We start from the raw sequence: 17983 nt of genomic DNA on the forward strand, positions 1-17983 counted from the left end.
GAGCACATCGATGCTTGAAGTCCTCGCCAATCGAACTTACCGGCATCTGTTTCTTGCGCAGGTCATCGCGCTGGTGGGCACTGGTCTTGCAACCGTTGCGCTTGGCTTGCTGGCGTATGACCTTGCCGGTGCCGATGCTGGCAGCGTGCTGGGCACGGCGCTCGCCATCAAGATGGTGGCCTATGTGGGGATTGCGCCCGTGGTGGGCGCTTTCGCGAACCGGCTACCCCGGCGCGCGTTCCTCGTGTCGATGGACCTGATTCGCGCAGGCGTGGCCATCTCGCTGCCCTTCGTGACGCAGGTATGGCAGATCTACATCCTGATCTTCCTGCTGCAATCGGCATCGGCGGCATTCACGCCGACGTTCCAGGCCACGATTCCCGATGTATTGCCGGAAGAGAAGGACTACACCCGCGCACTGTCGCTGTCGCGCCTCGCCTATGACATGGAGAGCCTGGCGAGCCCGGCGCTCGCAGCGGCGCTGCTATCGGTCATCAGCTTCCATTGGCTGTTTGGCGGCACGGTGGTCGGCTTCCTGATTTCGGCTGCAATGGTGGTGTCCGTGCGGTTGCCGCAATCGCGCGCTGTCGAGCGTTCGGGCAGCATCTACGCGAAGACGTTTCGCGGGATGTCGATCTATCTGCGCACGCCGCGTTTGCGCGGACTGCTGTCGCTGAATCTTGCTGCAGCGGCCGCGAGTTCCATGGTGATCGTGAACACGGTGGTCTACGTGCAGAGCAAGCTGCAGCGTCCCGCTTCCGATGTGCCATTCGGTCTGGCCGCGTTCGGCTTTGGATCGATGCTGGTGGCGTTGTTGTTGCCGCGCCTGCTCAACGACCGTCCCGATCGTCCTGCGATGCTGACCGGTGCCACGATCATGACGGCAGGGCTGGCCTTCGGCATTGCACTGACGGGATTCGCGCCCGCCGTGGAGTGGCCGGTATTCCTGCTGACGTGGTTCGTCATCGGTATTGGCTACTCGATGACGCAGACCCCGAGCGGCCGGTTGCTGCGGCGCTCCGCCACGTCCGCCGACCGTCCCGCCGTGTTCGCCGCGCAATTCTCGCTGTCGCATGCCTGCTGGCTCATCACGTATCCGCTGGCCGGACAGATCGGCGCGCGGTTCGGCATGACCGCAGCATTCGCCGCGCTTGCCGCGATCTCGGCGGTGGGTGTGCTGGCCGCATGGCGCTTCTGGCCTGCCAACGATCCCGACATCATCGAACACCATCATGCAGAAGGCGATACCGCACACCTTGCAGAAGGCGACCGTACCGGTGAGACCAGCCATCGCCACGCGTTCACCATCGACGACGATCACCCGCGCTGGCCAGACTCGCGCTGAGTTTCACGACTGGATTGGGGAAGGAGCAGACCGCATGAAGTTGCTCGTGGTCGAGGATGAAGTACGGGCAGCCGAGTATCTTCTCAAGGGACTTTCGGAATCGGGCTTCAGCGTCGACGTGGTCAACGATGGGCTCGACGGCATGCATGCGTTCAGGGAGGGCGAATATGACGCCGTCATCCTGGACGTCATGCTGCCGGGCGCGGACGGCTGGGCCGTCATCCGCTCCATCAAGACGCTGCGCGATACGCCCGTACTGTTCCTGTCGGCACGCGACGAGGTTGCGGATCGCGTGCGCGCGTTCGAGCTGGGCGCTGACGACTATCTGGTGAAGCCCTATGCGTTTGCCGAACTGCTCGCGCGTTTGCGCCGCTGCCTGCGGCAGACATCGGCGCGCGATTGCGAACGCATGCAGGTGCGCGATCTCGACATCGACCTGCTCGGCAGACGCGTGTATCGCGGCGGTAAATGGATCGAACTGACCAACCAGGAATTCATGCTGCTTCATCTTCTGGTACGCCGGCAGGGCGAGGTGTTGTCGCGCGCGATGATCGCCTCGCAGGTCTGGGATGTGAACTTCGAAACCAACACCAACGTCGTGGATGTAGCCATTCGTCGTTTGCGAGCCAAGGTGGACGATCCGTTCGACATCCGGCTGATCCATACTATTCGCGGGATGGGCTACGTGCTCGACCCGGATCGGGGCTGAACGGATGCCGATTGCGAAGTCATCGCGTCATACCGGCGAGCACGTGACCCCATTTGCATGGCGCGCCACGCTGCTGGCGCTCGTCACGATCGCGCTGCTGGTCGGCATGTTCAAGGCGCCGTGGCGCGGCGAATCGGCCACGCATGACGCGCGCGAGATGCTGGCTGCGGAGGTAGCTGCCGGGCATTCGCACGATGGCGACACAGGCATCGACACCGGAACCGAAAGCGTGTCCGGCCATGTGCATGGGCACGATGCATCCGATCACCAGCACGACGTGATGCACCTGCCGCCGGTGGTGCATACGATGCGGTGCCGGCTGGACTACGGCTGGCGAGCCGCTCACGTGCCGCAGCGATTGCCCGGGTCTCCGTGGCAAATCGAGCGGCCACCGCGTCAGCACACCCCTCTCGCCTGACAGGCCGCGCTGCGGCCGCCCCAACATCCAGAAATTTCGGAGTTTTATGCAAATGCCGTTATCACACGGAGGCTGGAACGCGCCCCTATTGCGCCGCTGCCTCATGTTCGTGACCCTTGCCGCGTTGCTGCTGTTCGCCATGAGCGGCGCAGCGTTCGCGCACGCCGTTGCCGAAGGCGACAAGGGCTACATACAGGAAATCACCGGTGTCCATGTGCTGCCCTTCATCTACCTGGGCGCAAAGCATATGGTGACCGGATACGACCACATCCTGTTCCTGCTGGGTGTGATCTTCTTCCTCTACCGCCTGCGGCACATCGGCCTGTATGTCAGCCTGTTTGCCATCGGGCATTCCACCACGATGCTGCTGGGCGTGTATTTCAACATCGGCATCAACAGCTACATCATCGACGCAATCATCGGCCTGTCCGTGGTCTACAAGGCGCTGGACAACCTCGGCGCCTACCAGCGCTGGTTCGGGTTCCAGCCCAACACCAGGGTGGCAACGCTGATCTTCGGCTTCTTCCACGGCTTTGGCCTTTCGACGAAGATCATCGAGTACGACATCTCGCCCGATGGCCTCGTCCCCAATTTGCTGGCGTTCAACGTCGGTGTGGAGATCGGCCAGTTGCTGGCGCTGTCCGCCATCCTGATCGTCATGGGCTACTGGCGCCGCACAGGCAGCTTCCTGCGCCATGCCTACACCGCCAACGTCGCCATGATGTCCGCCGGTTTTGTGCTGATCGGATATCAGCTCGCCGGCCTCTTCGTGTCCTAAGGATTCTCACGCATGTACAACACCGATATTCCGGCTCGCGCAGAGCTGCCGACTTCCGCGCAACTGTTTCGCTCCACCGCCATTGCTGCTGCAGCAGCAGTCGCCATCCTGATCACGATCGTGCTTCCTTCGGAGTATGCGATCGACCCGACAGGCGTGGGCCGCGCTCTCGGGCTCACGCAGATGGGGGAAACCAAGGTACAACTCGCAGCGGAGGCTGCGGCCGATGCGGCTGCCGACCGTAAGGCAGCGCAAGCGAGCCTGCAACCGAGAACGCAGCCCGAGCAGGCGCATGGTCACGACCATGCATCGCCTGATGCGCATGCCCACGACGCGCCGTCGGCGTCAGTCAGCGCTACCGCCGCCACTGCCCAGCCGCCAGCAGCGCCGCAGCCCGCTGCCGCAGCAGGGCGTTCGGACAAGGTCAGCCTGGTTCTGCGTCCTGGTCAAGGTGCGGAAGTGAAGCTCACGATGAAGGCCGGCGACAAGGCGTATTTCGATTGGACGGCCAATGGTGCCGCCGTCAACTTCGACGCGCACGGCGACGGAGGTGGCCGATCCATCTCGTACAAGAAGGGCCGTCAGGTTGGCGAAGACACCGGGGTCATCCAGGCAGCGTTCAACGGCAACCACGGCTGGTATTGGCGCAACCGTGGCGACAAGGACGTGACGATGACGCTGTGGACGCAGGGCGACTACACGGAGATCAAACGCGTCGACTGATCGGCGATCGGCGCTCCAGACGCATGACGTCGCGGCCCCGCCAGCCGGCTGGTTGGTGCGGCCGCGACGTTGCGGATCGACGCCGATATTATCCGGACGCAATCTTGTTGGGACGACGTCTGCATGGATCGCCAGATCGTGGCGTCGTCCGCATGACTTATCGGAGTTCGTGATGGACCGGAACGCCCCCGGCGCTGTCGTGGAATCGCCTGCGAGGCTAGCAGATCGCCGTCCTGTCATGGAGCGTAGGGAAGAGGGGTGTTGGCAGCGAGCTACAGCCACCATTGCAGCTACAGAACCAGCGGCACCTCCACACCCACCGGCGCTACATATTCCGTCATGCGTCGGCGCGAGAGATCCATATGGGCACGCACGATGTCGCCTGCCGTTTCGGGATCATGGCGCGCGATGGCCTCGATGATTTCGTCGTGCTGGTCGGCCGCCTTGCCGAGATCCAGTTCCATGTCGACGGGTGCGGGATGCCGGTAGAAGATCTTCCCCAGCCGCGCATGGTCGATCAGGATTCGGCGCAGGCTCGGCATCAAATACGGGTTGTGCGCCATCTTGCCGATCTGCAGATGGAACTGGTCGTTGTTGAGCACGCGGTTTTCCACGTCGTTCCGCTCGATGGCTTCGCGGAAGCGGCGCTGGATGGCCTTCAATTCCTCGATCTCCTGCGCGGTGGCGTTCGTCGCGGCGAGTTGCGTGGTGGCGATGTAGATCATCGGCGCGGCCAGGAAGAAATTCCGTAGCGACTGGTGGTTCATCGAGGACACCCGCGCCGCACGGTTGGCTTCCAGTTCGATATAGCCCTCGGCCGCCATCTGCCGCATCAGCTCCCGCACCGGAGGGCGTGACAGGCCAAATTCCTCGCTCAGCGCCAGCTCGTCCACCACTGCGCCAGGCGCCATATCCATGCTGACGATCCGCCGGCGCAATGCGTCGGCGAGCAGCGCCTTGCGATCCACCGATGCGTCGGAAATCGGCGCGTCGTCCGCGCCCGCCTTGGTTCTTGCCATCTCAGACCCCTGTCTATCAATCGTAGACATTCTAGGCCAACCGCCCGGCCAATCACTCATCTCCTTTGAAAAGTGCTGCGAAAGCAACGCTGCGGCGTATTTGATCTTGCCGCGCGTAAACCCTCATAGCTGTTTGTCTATCGTAGAAATATTCTTTGTCTACAAATGATAGACACGAAAAAGGGCGCGGCCAGAGACATCCAGGCAGGCGCTCAGGAGTGAGGCTCACATGACGAAAGTAACTGCGATACCGGCTGACGATTCCACCTGCGGCTGGTTTCACCTAAGCCGGGCACGCAAGCCGATGCCGGCGCGTTCCGGCAAGACCAGCGCGCGCTGGGCGATCATCGGCGCGGGCTTCACAGGCCTGGCCGCTGCCCGCCAGTTGGCACACCGGTTCCCGGACGACACCGTGGTGCTGGTCGATGCGCAGCAAGTGGGTTTCGGCTCATCCGGCCGGAATGCAGGCTTTGCGATCGACCTCCCGCACGACATCGGAGCCGACGACTACATCGGCGACATCGCCACGGCCCGGCATTGCATGAACCTGAACCTGACCGGCCAGCGCATTCTCAAGGGGTTGGTGGACGAGTACCGGATCGACTGCCAGTTCCGCGCGTCGGGCAAGTACCAGGCGGCCATCGAGGATCGCGGCATTGCGGTGCTGGACGCGTATCGGCGCGGGCTCGACAAGCTGGGCCAGCCGTACGACGTGATCGAAGCGGCGGACCTGCCCGGCCATATCGGCACGTCGTTCTATCGGAAGGCGCTTTTTACGCCGGGCACCGCGCTGATCCAGCCGGCCGCGCTGGTGAAAGGGCTGGCCGACAGCTTGCCGCCCAATGTGGAGTTGTACGAAAACACGCCGATCACCGATGTGGAATACGGCGACAAGATCGTACTCACGCATCGCGGCGGCAGCATCACCGCCGACACGCTGATCCTGACCAACAATGCTTTCGGCCAGCGCTTCGGATTTCTCCAGGGCACGATGCTGCCCGTCTTCACCTATGCCAGCCTCACGCGTCCGCTGACGGCGGCCGAGCAGGCGCAGCTCGGCGGCAAGGAATTCTGGGGCCTGATCCCGGCCGACCCGTACGGCACCACGCTGCGCCGCACGCATGACAACCGCATCCTGGTTCGAAACAGCTTCAGCTACAACGCGGATGGCCGCAGCCATCCCAAATATCTCGAACGCTTTGTGAAAACCCATCGCGATTCGTTCGAGCGGCGCTTTCCGATGCTGCCGGGTGTGGAGTTCGAATACACGTGGGGCGGCTCGCTCGCGCTCTCGCGCAATCACATGGGCCACTTTGGCCAGCTCGCACCCAACGTCTTTGGCGCGTTGTGCTGCAACGGACTCGGCATCACGCGGGGCACGGTCACGGGGCACCTGTTGGCCGAGCACCTTGCCGGCGAGCGCAATGAACTGATCGACTTTCTGCTGGCGTCGCCGGGACCGAACCGCAATCCGCCGGAGCCGTTCCTGTCGATGGGCGTCAACGCCAATCTGTGGCTCGGCCAGCGCCGGGCGGGAAGGGAGGTCTGAACGCATCACGCATGGATTAGCTGCACCCGAAGAAGGCCGGACCCAACGCAGGTCCGCGCACGACACGGTCAAACAGGAGACAAACGGTGGCAAACAACGTATCGATCGAGGACGTTCCTCTGAATGGATTTCATCAACTGCTATGCATCCGCTCGGGCGGCGGCTGGCTGCTGGACGGCTATGTGCTGAGCATCATCGGCGTGGCCATGGTGCCGCTGGCTGCCGCGCTGGACCTGAGCAGTTTCTGGCAGGGCATGGTCGCGGCATCGGCGCTGATCGGCATCTTCTGCGGCGGCTTTCTCGGTGGCGTGCTGACGTGCAAGCTGGGCCGCAGGAAGCTTTATTTCGTGGGTCCGACGATCTTCGTGCTCTGCTCCGTGCTCCAGTACTGGGCCACCTCCGGCGAGGAACTGTTCTTCATGCGTTTTCTGATCGGTATCGGCGTCGGGTTCGAATACCCGGTGGCTGGCGCGCTGCTCGTCGAATTCCTGCCGAAGAAGTATCGCGGCCCCCGTCTGGCGATGCTGACCATCCTGTGGTTTGCCGGTGCGGCACTGGCCTATATCGTCGGCAATGCGCTGCTCGGTTCCGGGCGCGCCGATGCATGGCGCCTGGTGCTGGCCAGCCCGGCCATCATCGGTGTGGTGTTGCTGGTGATCCGCATGGGTACGCCCGAGTCGCCGCGCTGGCTGCTGAGCAAGGGCAGGGCGTCGGAGGCGGAACGCATCATCCGCAAGGTCTACGGCCCGACGTTCTCGCTGCGCAACCTGCCCGAGCAGGCGGCCGAGAAGAAGGTATCGCTGCTGTCGCTGCTGCACTCCGGCTACGGCAAGCGCATGCTGTTCGTGTCGGTGTTCTGGAGTTGCTCGGTCATTCCCGTGTTCGCCGTCTATGCCTTTGCACCGACCGTATTGCAAGCGCTGAACCTGAAAGGCGAGTGGGCATCGCTGGGGTCGGTGGCCATCACCATGCTCTTCGTGGTCGGCTGCATCGTTGCCACGCGACTCATCAACACCATCGGCCGCCGCAGCATGCTGATCCACAGCTTCCTGTGGTCGGGCCTGGCGTTGCTGGGGCTGGGCGCGTGCTCGGACGGCAACCAGATGCTGGTGCTCGCGTTGTTCGGCGCCTATGCGCTGTTCATTGGCGGAGCCCAGGTGCTGCAACTGGTCTATCCCAACGAACTGTTCCCGACCGAGATTCGCTCGGCGGCCGTGGGGCTGGGCGCGTCGCTGTCCCGGATTGGCGCCGCCATCGGCACCTGGCTCGTGCCGATCTCGCTGCAGACCATCGGCATCGGCCACACGATGTACGCCGCTGCCGGCGTCACGCTGGTCGGTCTGCTGGTCTCGCTGTTACTCGCACCGGAGACGCGTTCGTTGAGTCTCCAGGAGGCGGCCTCGCTGAGCCGCTGACCCACCCCTCATTCCCTTTATCGAATTCCCGAAGTTACGGAGAGCATCATGAAGTTTCAAGGTATCTACACGCCGGCCATCACACCGCTGACCACCGAAGGCAAGATCGACAACGCCGCGTTTGGCGATGTGCTGGAGTCTCTGATCGAAGCCGGCGTGCACGGCATCATCATTGGCGGCTCCACGGGCGAGTACTACGCGCACACCACGGAAGAGCGCCTTGCGCTGGCCGCGTACGCCAAGGAAGTGATTGGCACCCGCGTGCCGCTGATCGTCGGCACGGGCGCGGTGCGCACCGAAGAATCTGTGGCATACGCAAAGGGCGCAAAGGCCATCAAGGCGGACGCCATCCTGGTTGGCTCGCCGCCGTATGCGCTGCCGACCGAAGCCGAAAACGCCATCCACGCGCTGACCGTGGACAAGGCCGCCGGCCTGCCGGTCATGCTCTACAACTATCCGGGTCGGATGGGTGTGTCGATGGGGCGCGAGTTCTTCCGCACGGTGACGTCGGCCTCGAAGAACTTTGTCGCCATCAAGGAAAGCTCGGGCCAGACATCGCAACTGCATATGCTGGCCACCGAGTTCCACGATATCGACATCTCGTGCGGCTGGGACGATCAGGCGCTGGAATTCTTTGCCTGGGGCGCACGTAGCTGGGTCTGCGCTGGCTCCAACTTCATTCCGCGCGAGCACATCGCGCTGTATGAAGCCTGCGTGATCGAGAAGGATTTCGATAAAGGCCGCCGCATCATGTCGGCCATGATGCCGCTGATGGATTTCCTGGAAGGCGGCAAGTTCGTGCAATCGATCAAACACGGCTGCACCGTGGCAGGACTGAAAGCCGGCGGTGTGCGCGCACCGCTGCAGGATCTTGAAGACACCGAGCGCCGCCGCCTGCAGGCGATCATCGTCGAACTCAAGCGCGTGGTGGCGACCATCGTCGGGGAGAAGGCGTAATGGCTCAACTCCTGACTGCTGTAGAGTACGCCGCCATTGCAGACAAGATCACGCTGCCGACGCAGGCTTTCATCGACGGAAAGTTCGTCCGCGCCGTATCGTGCAAGACGTTCCAGACCAGCAATCCGGCAACGGGACAGGTCTTGACGGAAATCTCAGCCTGCGATGCGCGCGATGTGGATGTTGCCGTGGCCAAGGCCAAGGCTGCGTTCGAGGATGGCCGCTGGCATCGCCAGTCACCGGGCCAGCGCAAGGCCGTGCTGCTGAAGTTCGCCGACCTGCTGGAAGCGCATGCTCACGAACTGGCCGTGATGGAAAGCCTGGATAGTGGCAAGCCGATCCGCGAATGCCAGAACACCGACATTCCCGAGACCATTCATACGATCCGCTGGCACGCCGAACTGATCGACAAGATCTATGACAGCACGGCGCCCGTGGGTTCTGCTGCGTTGTCGCTAGTGGTGCGCGAGCCGATCGGCGTGGTGGGGCTTGTGCTGCCGTGGAATTTCCCGCTGCTGATGCTGGCGTGGAAGATCGGTCCGTCGCTCGCGGCCGGATGTTCGATCGTGGTCAAGCCTGCCAAGGAAACCACGCTCACCGCACTGCGCGTGGCCGAACTGGCGCATCAGGCAGGCGTCCCTGCGGGGGTGTTCAACGTGCTGCCCGGCGGCGGCAAGGAAGTGGGCGAGCCGCTCGGCATGCACATGGACGTGTCGATGGTCAGTTTCACGGGTTCCACCGCAACCGGGCGGCTGTTCCTCAAGTACGCGGCGGAATCCAACCTCAAGCGCATCGTGCTGGAATGCGGCGGCAAGAATCCTGCCGTGGTGCTCAAGGATGTGGAGGACATCGACGCCGTGGCCCAGCACGTGGTCAACGGTGCCTTCTGGAACATGGGCGAGAACTGCTCGGCATCGTCGCGGCTGATCGTGCATGCCGATATCAAGGACGAGTTGCTGGCACGCATCGGTGTGCACATGCGCGACTGGAAGATGGGCGATCCGCTCGATCCCGAGCATCGTATCGGCTCGCTGGTGAGTGAAGCGCACTTCCAGAAAGTGCGTTCGTACATCGAGCATGCCGATGCAGAGCGACTGAACGTGACGTTCGGCGGTGGCACCAAGGGCGAATCGTTCGTGGAGCCGACTGTAGTAGATGGCGTACCGCCGGAGAGCCGCCTGTTCCGCGAGGAAATCTTCGGTCCCATCCTGTCGGTGGCCACCTTTACCGACATCGATGAGGCTATCGCGCTGGCGAACGACTCCGTGTATGGGCTGGCGGCATCGGTCTACACGAGCCACCTTAACCGCGCGATCCGGCTCTCACGCGAGATTCGCGCGGGCGTGGTGACCGTGAACTGCTTCGGGGAAGGCGATATCACCACACCGTTCGGCGGCTACAAGGAGTCCGGTTTTGGTGGTCGTGACAAGTCGATCTGGGCACATGACCAGTACACCGAGATCAAGACGATCTGGATCGATGTACCATCCACGGCCAACTGAGCGGTAGTCCCGCCAATCCCCTAACCACCGTTTCATCACAAGGTAGTCATGCAAAGCAAACAGGCAACGTTGATCGGACTCTTGGCCGTACTTCTCTGGAGTTCGATCGTCGGCCTGATCCGTGGCGTCAGCGAGAGTTTCGGCGCCACAGGCGGGGCGGCCCTGATGTATTCGGTCGCCTCGGTGCTGCTGTGGATATCGGTAGGGCCGGTGCGGATCAAGGCGCTGCCACGGGCATACCTTTTCTGGGGCAGCCTGCTGTTCGTGTCGTACGAGCTGTGCCTGTCGCTTTCCATTGGCTACGCGAACACTGGCCGGCAGGCCATCGAAGTGAGCATGGTGAATTACCTGTGGCCCACGTTCACCATGATGGCCGCGATCCTGTTCAACCGGCAACGGGCGAACTGGCTGATCGTACCGGGCTTTCTGGTAGCCATTCTCGGCGTCACGCTGGTACTGGGTGGCGATCAGGGACTCGACGCTGCCAGCCTGGCGGCCAACGTGCGCGACAACCCGTTGAGCTATGGCCTGGCGTTTTCCGGCGCCGTGATCTGGGCGGGCTACTGCACCGTGACGGCACGCATCGCACAGGGCAAGAACGGTGTCACGCTGTTCTTCATTCTGACCGCGTTGACGCTGTGGGCCAAGTACCTGTTCACGGGTGGCGAGGCGATGTCCTTCACCTTCGGCGGCGTGGTTTATCTCGCACTGGCCGCCTGTGCGATGGGCTTTGGTTATGCGGCGTGGAATGTCGGCATCCTGCACGGCAACGTGGCGGTGCTGGCAGGCGCGTCGTATTTCATCCCGGTGCTGTCCGCCGCACTCGCCACCACGTTGCTTCACGCGCCGTTGTCCTTCGCATTCTGGAAGGGCGCGGCGATGGTCGTGGCCGGGTCCATCCTCTGCTGGCTCGCCACACGGGGGAAGGGCGCCCGGACCGCACCATCTGGCGGATCGAGCCAGGCGACATAGCCCACTCACATTCCGGGGGCAACGTACCCCAAGGAAACACCCAATGACATCGGAGAGAGACAAGCGCACCCAGTGGCTGTGCAAGGCAGCCCTGTGCGCGATATCGGCATCCACCTCGGCGTCCGTCTTGGCGCAAAGCACAGTGACGCTGTATGGCGTGCTGGACGAGGGGATCAACTACACCAACAACGTAGGCGGACACAGCCAGGTGGCGATGGCCAGCGGCTTTCCGCACGGCAGCCGCTGGGGGCTGAAGGGCAGCGAGGATCTCGGCGGCGGCACCAAGGCCATCTTCCAGCTTGAAAACGGCTTCGATGTCGATAACGGCCGCGCCTTCCAGGGCGGTGCACTGTTCGGTCGGCAGGCATATATGGGCTTGACCGGGCAGCGATGGGGTTCCGTGACACTGGGTCGCCAGTACGACTCGGTGGTGGACTACCTCGCACAGACCACGGCGGGCGGCACGTGGGGCGGCTATATGTTTGCCCATCCGTACGACAACGACAACCTGATCAACACCTTTCGCGTCAACAACACGGTCAAGTACACCAGCCCTGAACTGGGTGGCGTCAAGTTTGGCGGCATGTATGGCCTCAGCGACGACACCAGGTTCTCGAACAATCGCGTGTTCAGCGCAGGCGCGCAGTACGCGAGGAACGGGCTGACACTCGCCGCTGCCTACCTGCAGGCCGACAATCCTTCGGCCTCGTCATACGGCGCCATCAACAACGGCGGCGACCAGAACCTGCCGGGCAGCCGCCTCAGGATCTGGGGAGCAGGGGGCACGTACGAAACAGGCAAGTTCCAGTTCGGTGTCTCGTACGCCCGGACGGAGGTGACGGACCCGCGCAGTTCCGCCTACGTTGGCGACATCACGCCGCCATCGGGCACGCTCGGTGCACTACGCTTCGACAACATCGAAGCGAACATCAAGTACCAGCCCGCCCGGCAATACTGGTTCGGGGCGATGTACGCGTACACGCGCGCAACGTTCGACGCCACCTCCGGCAAGACGCATCCGGTCTATCACTCGGTGGGGCTGATGGCGGACTACATCTTCTCGAAACGCACGGACATCTACGTGCAGACGGTCTACCAGCACGTGGGCGGCGACAAGACCGGCAGCGTGCTCGATGCGGCCTACGTGGTTGGTGCCGCGGGCGTGGCGTCAGGCCAGAACCAGGTGATGTTCAGGCTGGGGCTGCGGCACTTTTTTTGAACGGATTTTCGCTGCGTTCGAGGGCCACCTGCTGGAGGCAAATCAATTCCTGTGCAAATTGTTGATATCTCACCGAGGACTTTATGTATGGTGATCCTCGGCCTTCTTCACATGAACGTCCTCAGTGAGAACAGAGATGAAACAGTGCATTCACCTGGAACCAATCAGAGCGCGGGAACAGCATGGCGATGGCGTCCGTGCGCCTGAAAAACGAGCCGCCGCAGGGCGCATTGCCGGGCTTTCAGCCGTCGCTGCAGCAGCCATCGCCATGGCGGGGCCGGCAAGCGCCACGGCAAGCAGCGCTGACTATGCAAAGACGCGCTACCCGATCGTCCTGGTTCATGGCGTGACGGCCGCGGCAAAGATAGCCGGCGTCATCGACTATTGGTACGGTATTCCCAAAGTGTTGCGTGCCAACGGCGCCACGGTATACGTGGCCACGGTGCCCTCGTTCAATAGCGATGAAGAGCGCGCGTTGGCATTGCAGTCGTACGTACGCGCGGTGAAGCTGGAGACCGGCGCTGACAAGGTCAATCTCATCGGCCATAGCCAGGGCGGCACAACGGTGCGTGTGGCAGCGGCCATGTCACCGCAGGATATTGCGTCGGTAACCACCATTGGCAGCCCAAATCGCGGCAGCGAATTCTTCGATGTCATCGATAGCCTGATCAGCGGTGTCGGCAGCGTTCCGGTGGCGGGACCGGTGCTGGTCGGCATGGTTCAGGGTGTGGCCAATGCCTTGGGCTGGATGAATGGCGTCGTCAACGGACAAATGTGGGATCAGAACAGCCCAGCCGCTTTGCAGGTCCTGACCACGCAAGGGGCCGCCGCGCAGAACGTGCGCCTGGACGCCACACTGGCGCCCGGTTCCAGATCCGCATTGGGGCCTGACTGCAATACGCCGGGGGCCGCGGTGGAGCAGAGGCAGGCGCGCGATGCAACCGGGAAACTCGTCACCCACACCCAGGCTGCCTATTCCTGGACAGGGCACGGCGGCCCGGTCAACGTGTTCCGTTCCAATCTGTTCGACTTGTCCACACTGCCGCTGTCCGCGTTCGCAGACATCATGACCCTGAAGGGATCAGGCCCCAACGACGGGATGGTTTCAGTGTGTAGCAGCAAGTGGGGTCGTGAACTCGGCTCCTACTACTGGAACCACCTTGACCAGATCAATCAATTGTTCGGCATGTACCAGGATGCGGACCCGCGCACGGTGATCCTGAACCACGCCAACCGCTTGCGTAATGACCGGCTCTGAATCCCGGTCAGGGGTTGCCCTGGTACTGCTGGTGGGTGGGCTTGCGGGTGCGGCAGTGTACTGGGCGACCTTACCTGCCGAGCCGGCAACGCGTTCACCGCTCGCGCGATCCTCGATGGACGCGGTATCTGACATTTCCGTGCCGCTGGCGGATGCCGCGCGCATGCCTGCTATCGGCGCAATGCCCTCGCTGGCGGGTGTCGATATCCCGCCCGGTCCGGAATCGGATGCGCGAGGCAACCTGCGTCTGACGCGCGCCCTACGGACTTACTTCGATTTCTTTCTAAGTGCCCGCCATGCCTCGGGCGACACGCAGGCATTGGATCCGTTGGTCTACGACGATATTCGCAAGCACGTGCCGCAGCCGGCTGCCGGGCAGGCCATGCAACTGTGGCAGCGCTATCTCGCCTATCTTGCCGAGATGCAGCGGATACCCGCGAACCAATCTGTCGTCGACGGGACCGGCGCACCGGACGCAGCACAGATACAGCGACTGCGCGCCCACATTGCGGACCGCAGCGCAGTGCAGTGGCGACATCTGCCTGATGTGGCGTCGATCTGGTTTGGCGACGAGCAGACCTATGACGACGCCATGCTCGCCCGCCTGGAGGTTGCGATACAGTCCGGACTCGACGATGCCGAACGGGAGCGCCGCCTGGCGGCACTGGATGCCGCGCTGCCCGAGCCACTCCGTGCCGCGCGTGAAATGAACGCCAGGCCGCAGGCGATCACCGAAACCATTGCCAGCATGAAGGCTTCCGGACATAGCGCACAAGAGATTGGCGCAGCGCTGGCACAGACATTCAGTCCGGAAGTGGCGCAGCGCTATCAGCTACAGGCACAGGCCGACCACGCCTGGCAGCAGCGCTATGACGAGTATGCGACCCGACGCACGCATATCGAAACGGTCGCTGGTCTATCTGACCAAGACCGCGCGCAACAGCTTGCCACGCTGCGACAGCGAGCTTTCTCCTTACCCAGCGAAGCCTTGCAAGCGGAAGTCATGGACAGGGCCGCGGCAGCGAAGCGGGCCGGGGGGCCATAGCGGCGCTGCGGCATGTCTTCTGACGGCTGTGGTGTCATCAGCCGATCCGTCACTTTCCCAATCCCGAGAGATTTTCGATTCTCTTCGCATACGTCACCCGCGCTCCCCCCATGGGCGCTGACGTGCTTTCCCGAAAAAGCTGCCACGAGCGGGAACTTCTGCTCGGTCGCGTCGGCGTATCTTGCGCGCAGATTGTCGCTCACCCATGACATCCAACACGGGGCCGGCGATACGCACAACGATTCAAGCCTACCTACCGGAGTTGCCCGTCATGACTGGTACTGCGCGCGAGCACGCGAGGCTGTTGCCTCCTTATCCATCCTCCATCGCCAGGCGCTGCGCCAGCGTCGCCGCGCTGGCAGTCGTCGTCTCCTTGACCGGCTGCGTCAACTACGGCGGCATCCACAGTGACAGCCAGATCGCCACGCCGGGCCAATACGCCACCGCTGACAGCCTGCCAGCGCAGGGTGGCCAGTGGCCGTCGTCGGCATGGACCGATCAGTTCGGTGATCCGCAACTCACGCAGCTCGTGGAGGAAGCGATCCGGGGCAATCCCACCGTAGCGGAAGCCAAGGCCCGGCTCGACAAGGCGAGTTCGTACGTGGACGCATCGCGTGCCTCGCTCTTCCCGCAGGTGGGGGCGAGTGCATCGGCCACGCGCCTGCGGCTCTCGGAGAACCTGGCGCCGCCGCCCTTCGGTGGCAACTGGTACAGCGATTTCAGCACCCTTGCCAGCGCGTCGTGGGATCTGGACCTGTGGGGCAAGAACCGCGACCGCGTGGCGCGCGCTGTGTCCCAGCAGAAGGCCGCCGATGCCGATCTGCAGCAGGCCCGCGTGACGCTGGCCACATCGGTGGCCCGCACCTACAACCGCCTGGCGCAACTGTATGCCTTGCGCGAGATCGCCCGCAAGGAAGTGGCCGACCGCACGGCTATCGGCGCCATTGCCGATGACCGTGCCGCCGCCGGGCTCGACACGAACGTCGAGACACAAACGGCCCGCAGCAACGTGGCAACCAGCCAGGCGAGCGTGAGCCAGTACGAGGGCGAAATCGAAGTGGTGCGCTACCAGATGGGTGCGCTGCTCGGTGAAGGGCCGGATCGCGGGCTGAAAATCGCGCAACCCACGCTCAGCGTCGGCGCGCCTGTATCCCTGCCTGATGCGCTGCCTGCCGACCTGATCGCAAGGCGCCCGGACATCGTCGCGGCACGCTGGCAGGTGGAAGCGGCGTTGCAGGACGTGAAGGAAGCCAAGGCCGAGTTCTATCCCGATGTGAACCTTTCCGCGAGCCTCGGGCTCGATGCGCTGGGATGGGGCCGCCTGCTGAAGGCGTCGAGCCGACAGATCAGCGTGGGGCCGGCAATCCATTTACCGATATTTGATGCCGGCGCACTGCGCGCGCAATTGAAGAGCCGCTATGCGGACTTCGATGCGGACGTGGCGAACTATGACCGGACGCTCGTCAATGCCTTGTCCGAAGTGGCTACGCAGGTATCGGCCATCCGCGCTACCGATCGGCAATTGACCGATGCCCGCACGGCGCAGGACGCGGCAACACGCGCCTACACGCTGGCGGTAGGCAACTACAAGGCGGGACTCTCGCCGCAACTGCAAGTGCTGCAGGCCGACCAGATCCGACTCGCCGCCGCGCAGTCCGTGACCAATCTGGCGATGCAGCGCCGCGACCAGCAAATGGCGTTGATCCGCGCGCTCGGCGGCGGATTCGACGCACAAGCGGCCGGGCTGGCCATGCCCGACCAAGCCGCGCATGCCAATAAAGAAGGAGTCTGAACATGAACGCCGCCACACAACAGCCCGATACCGCACAGCCCGCCGCAGTGCCCACGACAAATCACGGCCTCCGCCGTCGCCTGATGGCGCTCCTCGCACTCGCCGTGCTCGGCGCTGGCGCGGGGTCGGCCGCCTACTATCTGCTCGTTGCGCGCTACCACGAGAGTACCGACGACGCCTACGTGAACGGAAACGTCGTGCAGATTACCCCGCAGGTGACCGGGACTGTCATCGCCGTACGCGCCGACGACACGCAGACGGTGCAGGAAGGCCAGCCACTCGTCGAACTCGATGGCGCCGATGCGCGCGTGGCGCTGCAACGCGCGGAGGCCAAGCTCGCGCAGACCGTGCGTCAGGTCAAGGGCCTCTTCGTCGACGATGCGCAATACGCCGCACAGGTGGCGGTACGCGAGTCGGATCTGGCACGCGCACAAGACGATTTGAAGCGCCGGCTGTCCGTATCGCAAAGCGGTTCGGTTTCGCAGGAGGACGTCTCGCACGCGCGCGACGCAGTCCGGACGGCACAGGCTGCGCTCGACGCCGCCCGCCAGCAACTCGCCGCGAATCGCGCGCTCACGATCAACACGACGATTGCCACCCATCCGGATGTGCAGGCCGCCGCAGCGCAGGTGCGCGACGCCTATCTCGCCAATGCCCGCAACATCCTGCCGGCGCCGGTCATGGGGTATGTGGCCGAGCGTTCGGCACAGGTGGGCCAGCGCGTGTCGCCCGGTACGCCGCTCATGGCCGTGGTGCCCTTGCAGGACGTGTGGGTCGATGCAAATTTCAAGGAGGTGGAACTGGCGCATCTGCGCGTGGGCCAGCCGGTCTCGCTGACGTCCGACGCCTATGGTTCGTCGGTGGTGTATCACGGCCGGGTCGTCGGCTTCTCCGCTGGCACGGGGTCCGCGTTCTCGCTGCTGCCAGCGCAGAACGCCACAGGCAACTGGATCAAAGTGGTGCAGCGCGTACCCGTGCGCGTCGCGCTGGATCCGCGCGAGCTGCAGCAGCATCCGCTGCGCATCGGGTTGTCGATGCAGGCTGACGTGGATGTGCGCGACCAGAGTGGTGGGGCGCTCGCCCACGCGGCGCCGGCCACCTACGAGACCAACGTGTTCGCCAAGTACGGCAGCGACGCCGATGCGGAGATCGCGCGCATCGTCTCCGACAACGCCGGCCTCGGGACATCGCAGGCCGCCGCAGGCCATCTCCGGAATGCGCCGGCCAGCAAGGCAAGCGCCACGTAATCCGTCGTGCTGCCGCGCGTCCCTTGACATTGAAG

Annotated in this window: 16 protein-coding genes; 15 read left to right on the top strand and 1 reads right to left on the bottom strand. The window is 63.5% G+C overall.

What is annotated here, in order from left to right; genetic code table 11:
- The first annotated feature begins 10 nt into the window (after window positions 1-10).
- The 5 genes from GA566_RS19455 (at window position 11) to GA566_RS19475 (ending at window position 3973) form a co-directional block, all read left to right on the top strand.
- Entirely contained in the window at window positions 11-1345 is a 1335-nt protein-coding gene (locus tag GA566_RS19455) for an MFS transporter (RefSeq protein WP_160473740.1), read from the top strand.
- A 34-nt stretch (window positions 1346-1379) separates the two neighbouring features.
- Window positions 1380-2054 (top strand): heavy metal response regulator transcription factor, encoded by a 675-nt coding sequence (locus tag GA566_RS19460; RefSeq protein ID WP_137925232.1) that lies wholly within the window; start codon window positions 1380-1382, stop codon window positions 2052-2054.
- Between the two features lie 43 nt (window positions 2055-2097).
- A complete protein-coding gene (locus GA566_RS19465; protein WP_160473741.1) occupies window positions 2098-2472 on the top strand; it encodes a hypothetical protein in 375 nt (124 codons plus the stop codon).
- Between the two features lie 103 nt (window positions 2473-2575).
- Entirely contained in the window at window positions 2576-3250 is a 675-nt protein-coding gene (locus GA566_RS19470; RefSeq protein ID WP_237380498.1) for a HupE/UreJ family protein, read from the top strand.
- A 12-nt stretch (window positions 3251-3262) separates the two neighbouring features.
- Window positions 3263-3973 (top strand): transmembrane anchor protein, encoded by a 711-nt coding sequence (locus GA566_RS19475; RefSeq protein ID WP_160473743.1) that lies wholly within the window; start codon window positions 3263-3265, stop codon window positions 3971-3973.
- A 290-nt stretch (window positions 3974-4263) separates the two neighbouring features.
- Here GA566_RS19475 and GA566_RS19480 read toward each other — a convergent pair whose 3' ends face one another.
- Window positions 4264-4992: a GntR family transcriptional regulator gene (locus GA566_RS19480; RefSeq protein WP_160473744.1), complete on the bottom strand. Its 729-nt coding sequence runs from the start codon at window positions 4990-4992 to the stop codon at window positions 4264-4266.
- Between the two features lie 229 nt (window positions 4993-5221).
- On the opposite strand from GA566_RS19480, the gene GA566_RS19485 reads away from it, so the two are divergent.
- The 10 genes from GA566_RS19485 (at window position 5222) to GA566_RS19530 (ending at window position 17948) form a co-directional block, all read left to right on the top strand.
- On the top strand, window positions 5222-6541 hold the full coding sequence (locus GA566_RS19485; RefSeq protein WP_160473745.1) for an FAD-binding oxidoreductase: 1320 nt from the start codon (window positions 5222-5224) through the stop codon (window positions 6539-6541).
- Window positions 6542-6627: 86 nt separating this feature from the next.
- Entirely contained in the window at window positions 6628-7956 is a 1329-nt protein-coding gene (locus GA566_RS19490) for an MFS transporter (protein WP_160473746.1), read from the top strand.
- Window positions 7957-8004: 48 nt separating this feature from the next.
- Window positions 8005-8913 carry a dihydrodipicolinate synthase family protein gene (locus tag GA566_RS19495; protein WP_160473747.1) on the top strand — a complete coding sequence of 303 codons (909 nt, stop codon included), beginning with the start codon at window positions 8005-8007 and terminating at the stop codon, window positions 8911-8913.
- Entirely contained in the window at window positions 8913-10415 is a 1503-nt protein-coding gene (locus GA566_RS19500) for an aldehyde dehydrogenase (protein WP_160473748.1), read from the top strand. The genes GA566_RS19495 and GA566_RS19500 overlap by 1 nt, the downstream gene beginning before the upstream one ends.
- A gap of 48 nt (window positions 10416-10463) precedes the next feature.
- Entirely contained in the window at window positions 10464-11387 is a 924-nt protein-coding gene (gene yddG, locus GA566_RS19505; RefSeq protein ID WP_137925241.1) for an aromatic amino acid DMT transporter YddG, read from the top strand.
- 43 nt (window positions 11388-11430) lie between these two features.
- Window positions 11431-12606: a porin gene (locus tag GA566_RS19510; protein ID WP_160473749.1), complete on the top strand. Its 1176-nt coding sequence runs from the start codon at window positions 11431-11433 to the stop codon at window positions 12604-12606.
- A gap of 136 nt (window positions 12607-12742) precedes the next feature.
- Window positions 12743-13864 (top strand): triacylglycerol lipase, encoded by a 1122-nt coding sequence (locus GA566_RS19515; RefSeq protein ID WP_160473750.1) that lies wholly within the window; start codon window positions 12743-12745, stop codon window positions 13862-13864.
- The gene (locus GA566_RS19520) at window positions 13851-14909 is read left to right on the top strand and encodes a lipase secretion chaperone (RefSeq protein WP_160473751.1); all 1059 of its coding nucleotides are present in this window, start codon (window positions 13851-13853) and stop codon (window positions 14907-14909) included. Before GA566_RS19515 ends, GA566_RS19520 begins: the two co-directional genes overlap by 14 nt.
- 271 nt (window positions 14910-15180) lie before the next feature.
- Window positions 15181-16701, top strand: a complete 1521-nt coding sequence (locus GA566_RS19525) for an efflux transporter outer membrane subunit (RefSeq protein WP_160473752.1) — start codon at window positions 15181-15183, stop codon at window positions 16699-16701.
- 2 nt (window positions 16702-16703) lie between these two features.
- On the top strand, window positions 16704-17948 hold the full coding sequence (locus GA566_RS19530; protein ID WP_160473753.1) for an efflux RND transporter periplasmic adaptor subunit: 1245 nt from the start codon (window positions 16704-16706) through the stop codon (window positions 17946-17948).
- Window positions 17949-17983 lie beyond the last annotated feature (35 nt).

The organism is Cupriavidus sp. SW-Y-13 (genome assembly GCF_009793345.1).
GTDB lineage: Bacteria > Pseudomonadota > Gammaproteobacteria > Burkholderiales > Burkholderiaceae > Cupriavidus.

What these genes read in the sequence shown, in the direction of transcription:
- GA566_RS19455 (WP_160473740.1), top strand. Translation starts at nt 11, where the DNA reads ATGCTTGAAGTCCTCGCCAATCGAACTTACCGGCATCTGTTTCTTGCG.
- GA566_RS19460 (WP_137925232.1), top strand. Translation starts at nt 1,380, where the DNA reads ATGAAGTTGCTCGTGGTCGAGGATGAAGTACGGGCAGCCGAGTATCTT.
- GA566_RS19470 (WP_237380498.1), top strand. Translation starts at nt 2,576, where the DNA reads ATGTTCGTGACCCTTGCCGCGTTGCTGCTGTTCGCCATGAGCGGCGCA.
- GA566_RS19475 (WP_160473743.1), top strand. Translation starts at nt 3,263, where the DNA reads ATGTACAACACCGATATTCCGGCTCGCGCAGAGCTGCCGACTTCCGCG.
- GA566_RS19480 (WP_160473744.1), bottom strand. Translation starts at nt 4,992, where the DNA reads ATGGCAAGAACCAAGGCGGGCGCGGACGACGCGCCGATTTCCGACGCA.
- GA566_RS19485 (WP_160473745.1), top strand. Translation starts at nt 5,222, where the DNA reads ATGACGAAAGTAACTGCGATACCGGCTGACGATTCCACCTGCGGCTGG.
- GA566_RS19495 (WP_160473747.1), top strand. Translation starts at nt 8,005, where the DNA reads ATGAAGTTTCAAGGTATCTACACGCCGGCCATCACACCGCTGACCACC.
- GA566_RS19500 (WP_160473748.1), top strand. Translation starts at nt 8,913, where the DNA reads ATGGCTCAACTCCTGACTGCTGTAGAGTACGCCGCCATTGCAGACAAG.
- yddG (WP_137925241.1), top strand. Translation starts at nt 10,464, where the DNA reads ATGCAAAGCAAACAGGCAACGTTGATCGGACTCTTGGCCGTACTTCTC.
- GA566_RS19510 (WP_160473749.1), top strand. Translation starts at nt 11,431, where the DNA reads ATGACATCGGAGAGAGACAAGCGCACCCAGTGGCTGTGCAAGGCAGCC.
- GA566_RS19515 (WP_160473750.1), top strand. Translation starts at nt 12,743, where the DNA reads ATGAAACAGTGCATTCACCTGGAACCAATCAGAGCGCGGGAACAGCAT.
- GA566_RS19520 (WP_160473751.1), top strand. Translation starts at nt 13,851, where the DNA reads ATGACCGGCTCTGAATCCCGGTCAGGGGTTGCCCTGGTACTGCTGGTG.
- GA566_RS19525 (WP_160473752.1), top strand. Translation starts at nt 15,181, where the DNA reads ATGACTGGTACTGCGCGCGAGCACGCGAGGCTGTTGCCTCCTTATCCA.
- GA566_RS19530 (WP_160473753.1), top strand. Translation starts at nt 16,704, where the DNA reads ATGAACGCCGCCACACAACAGCCCGATACCGCACAGCCCGCCGCAGTG.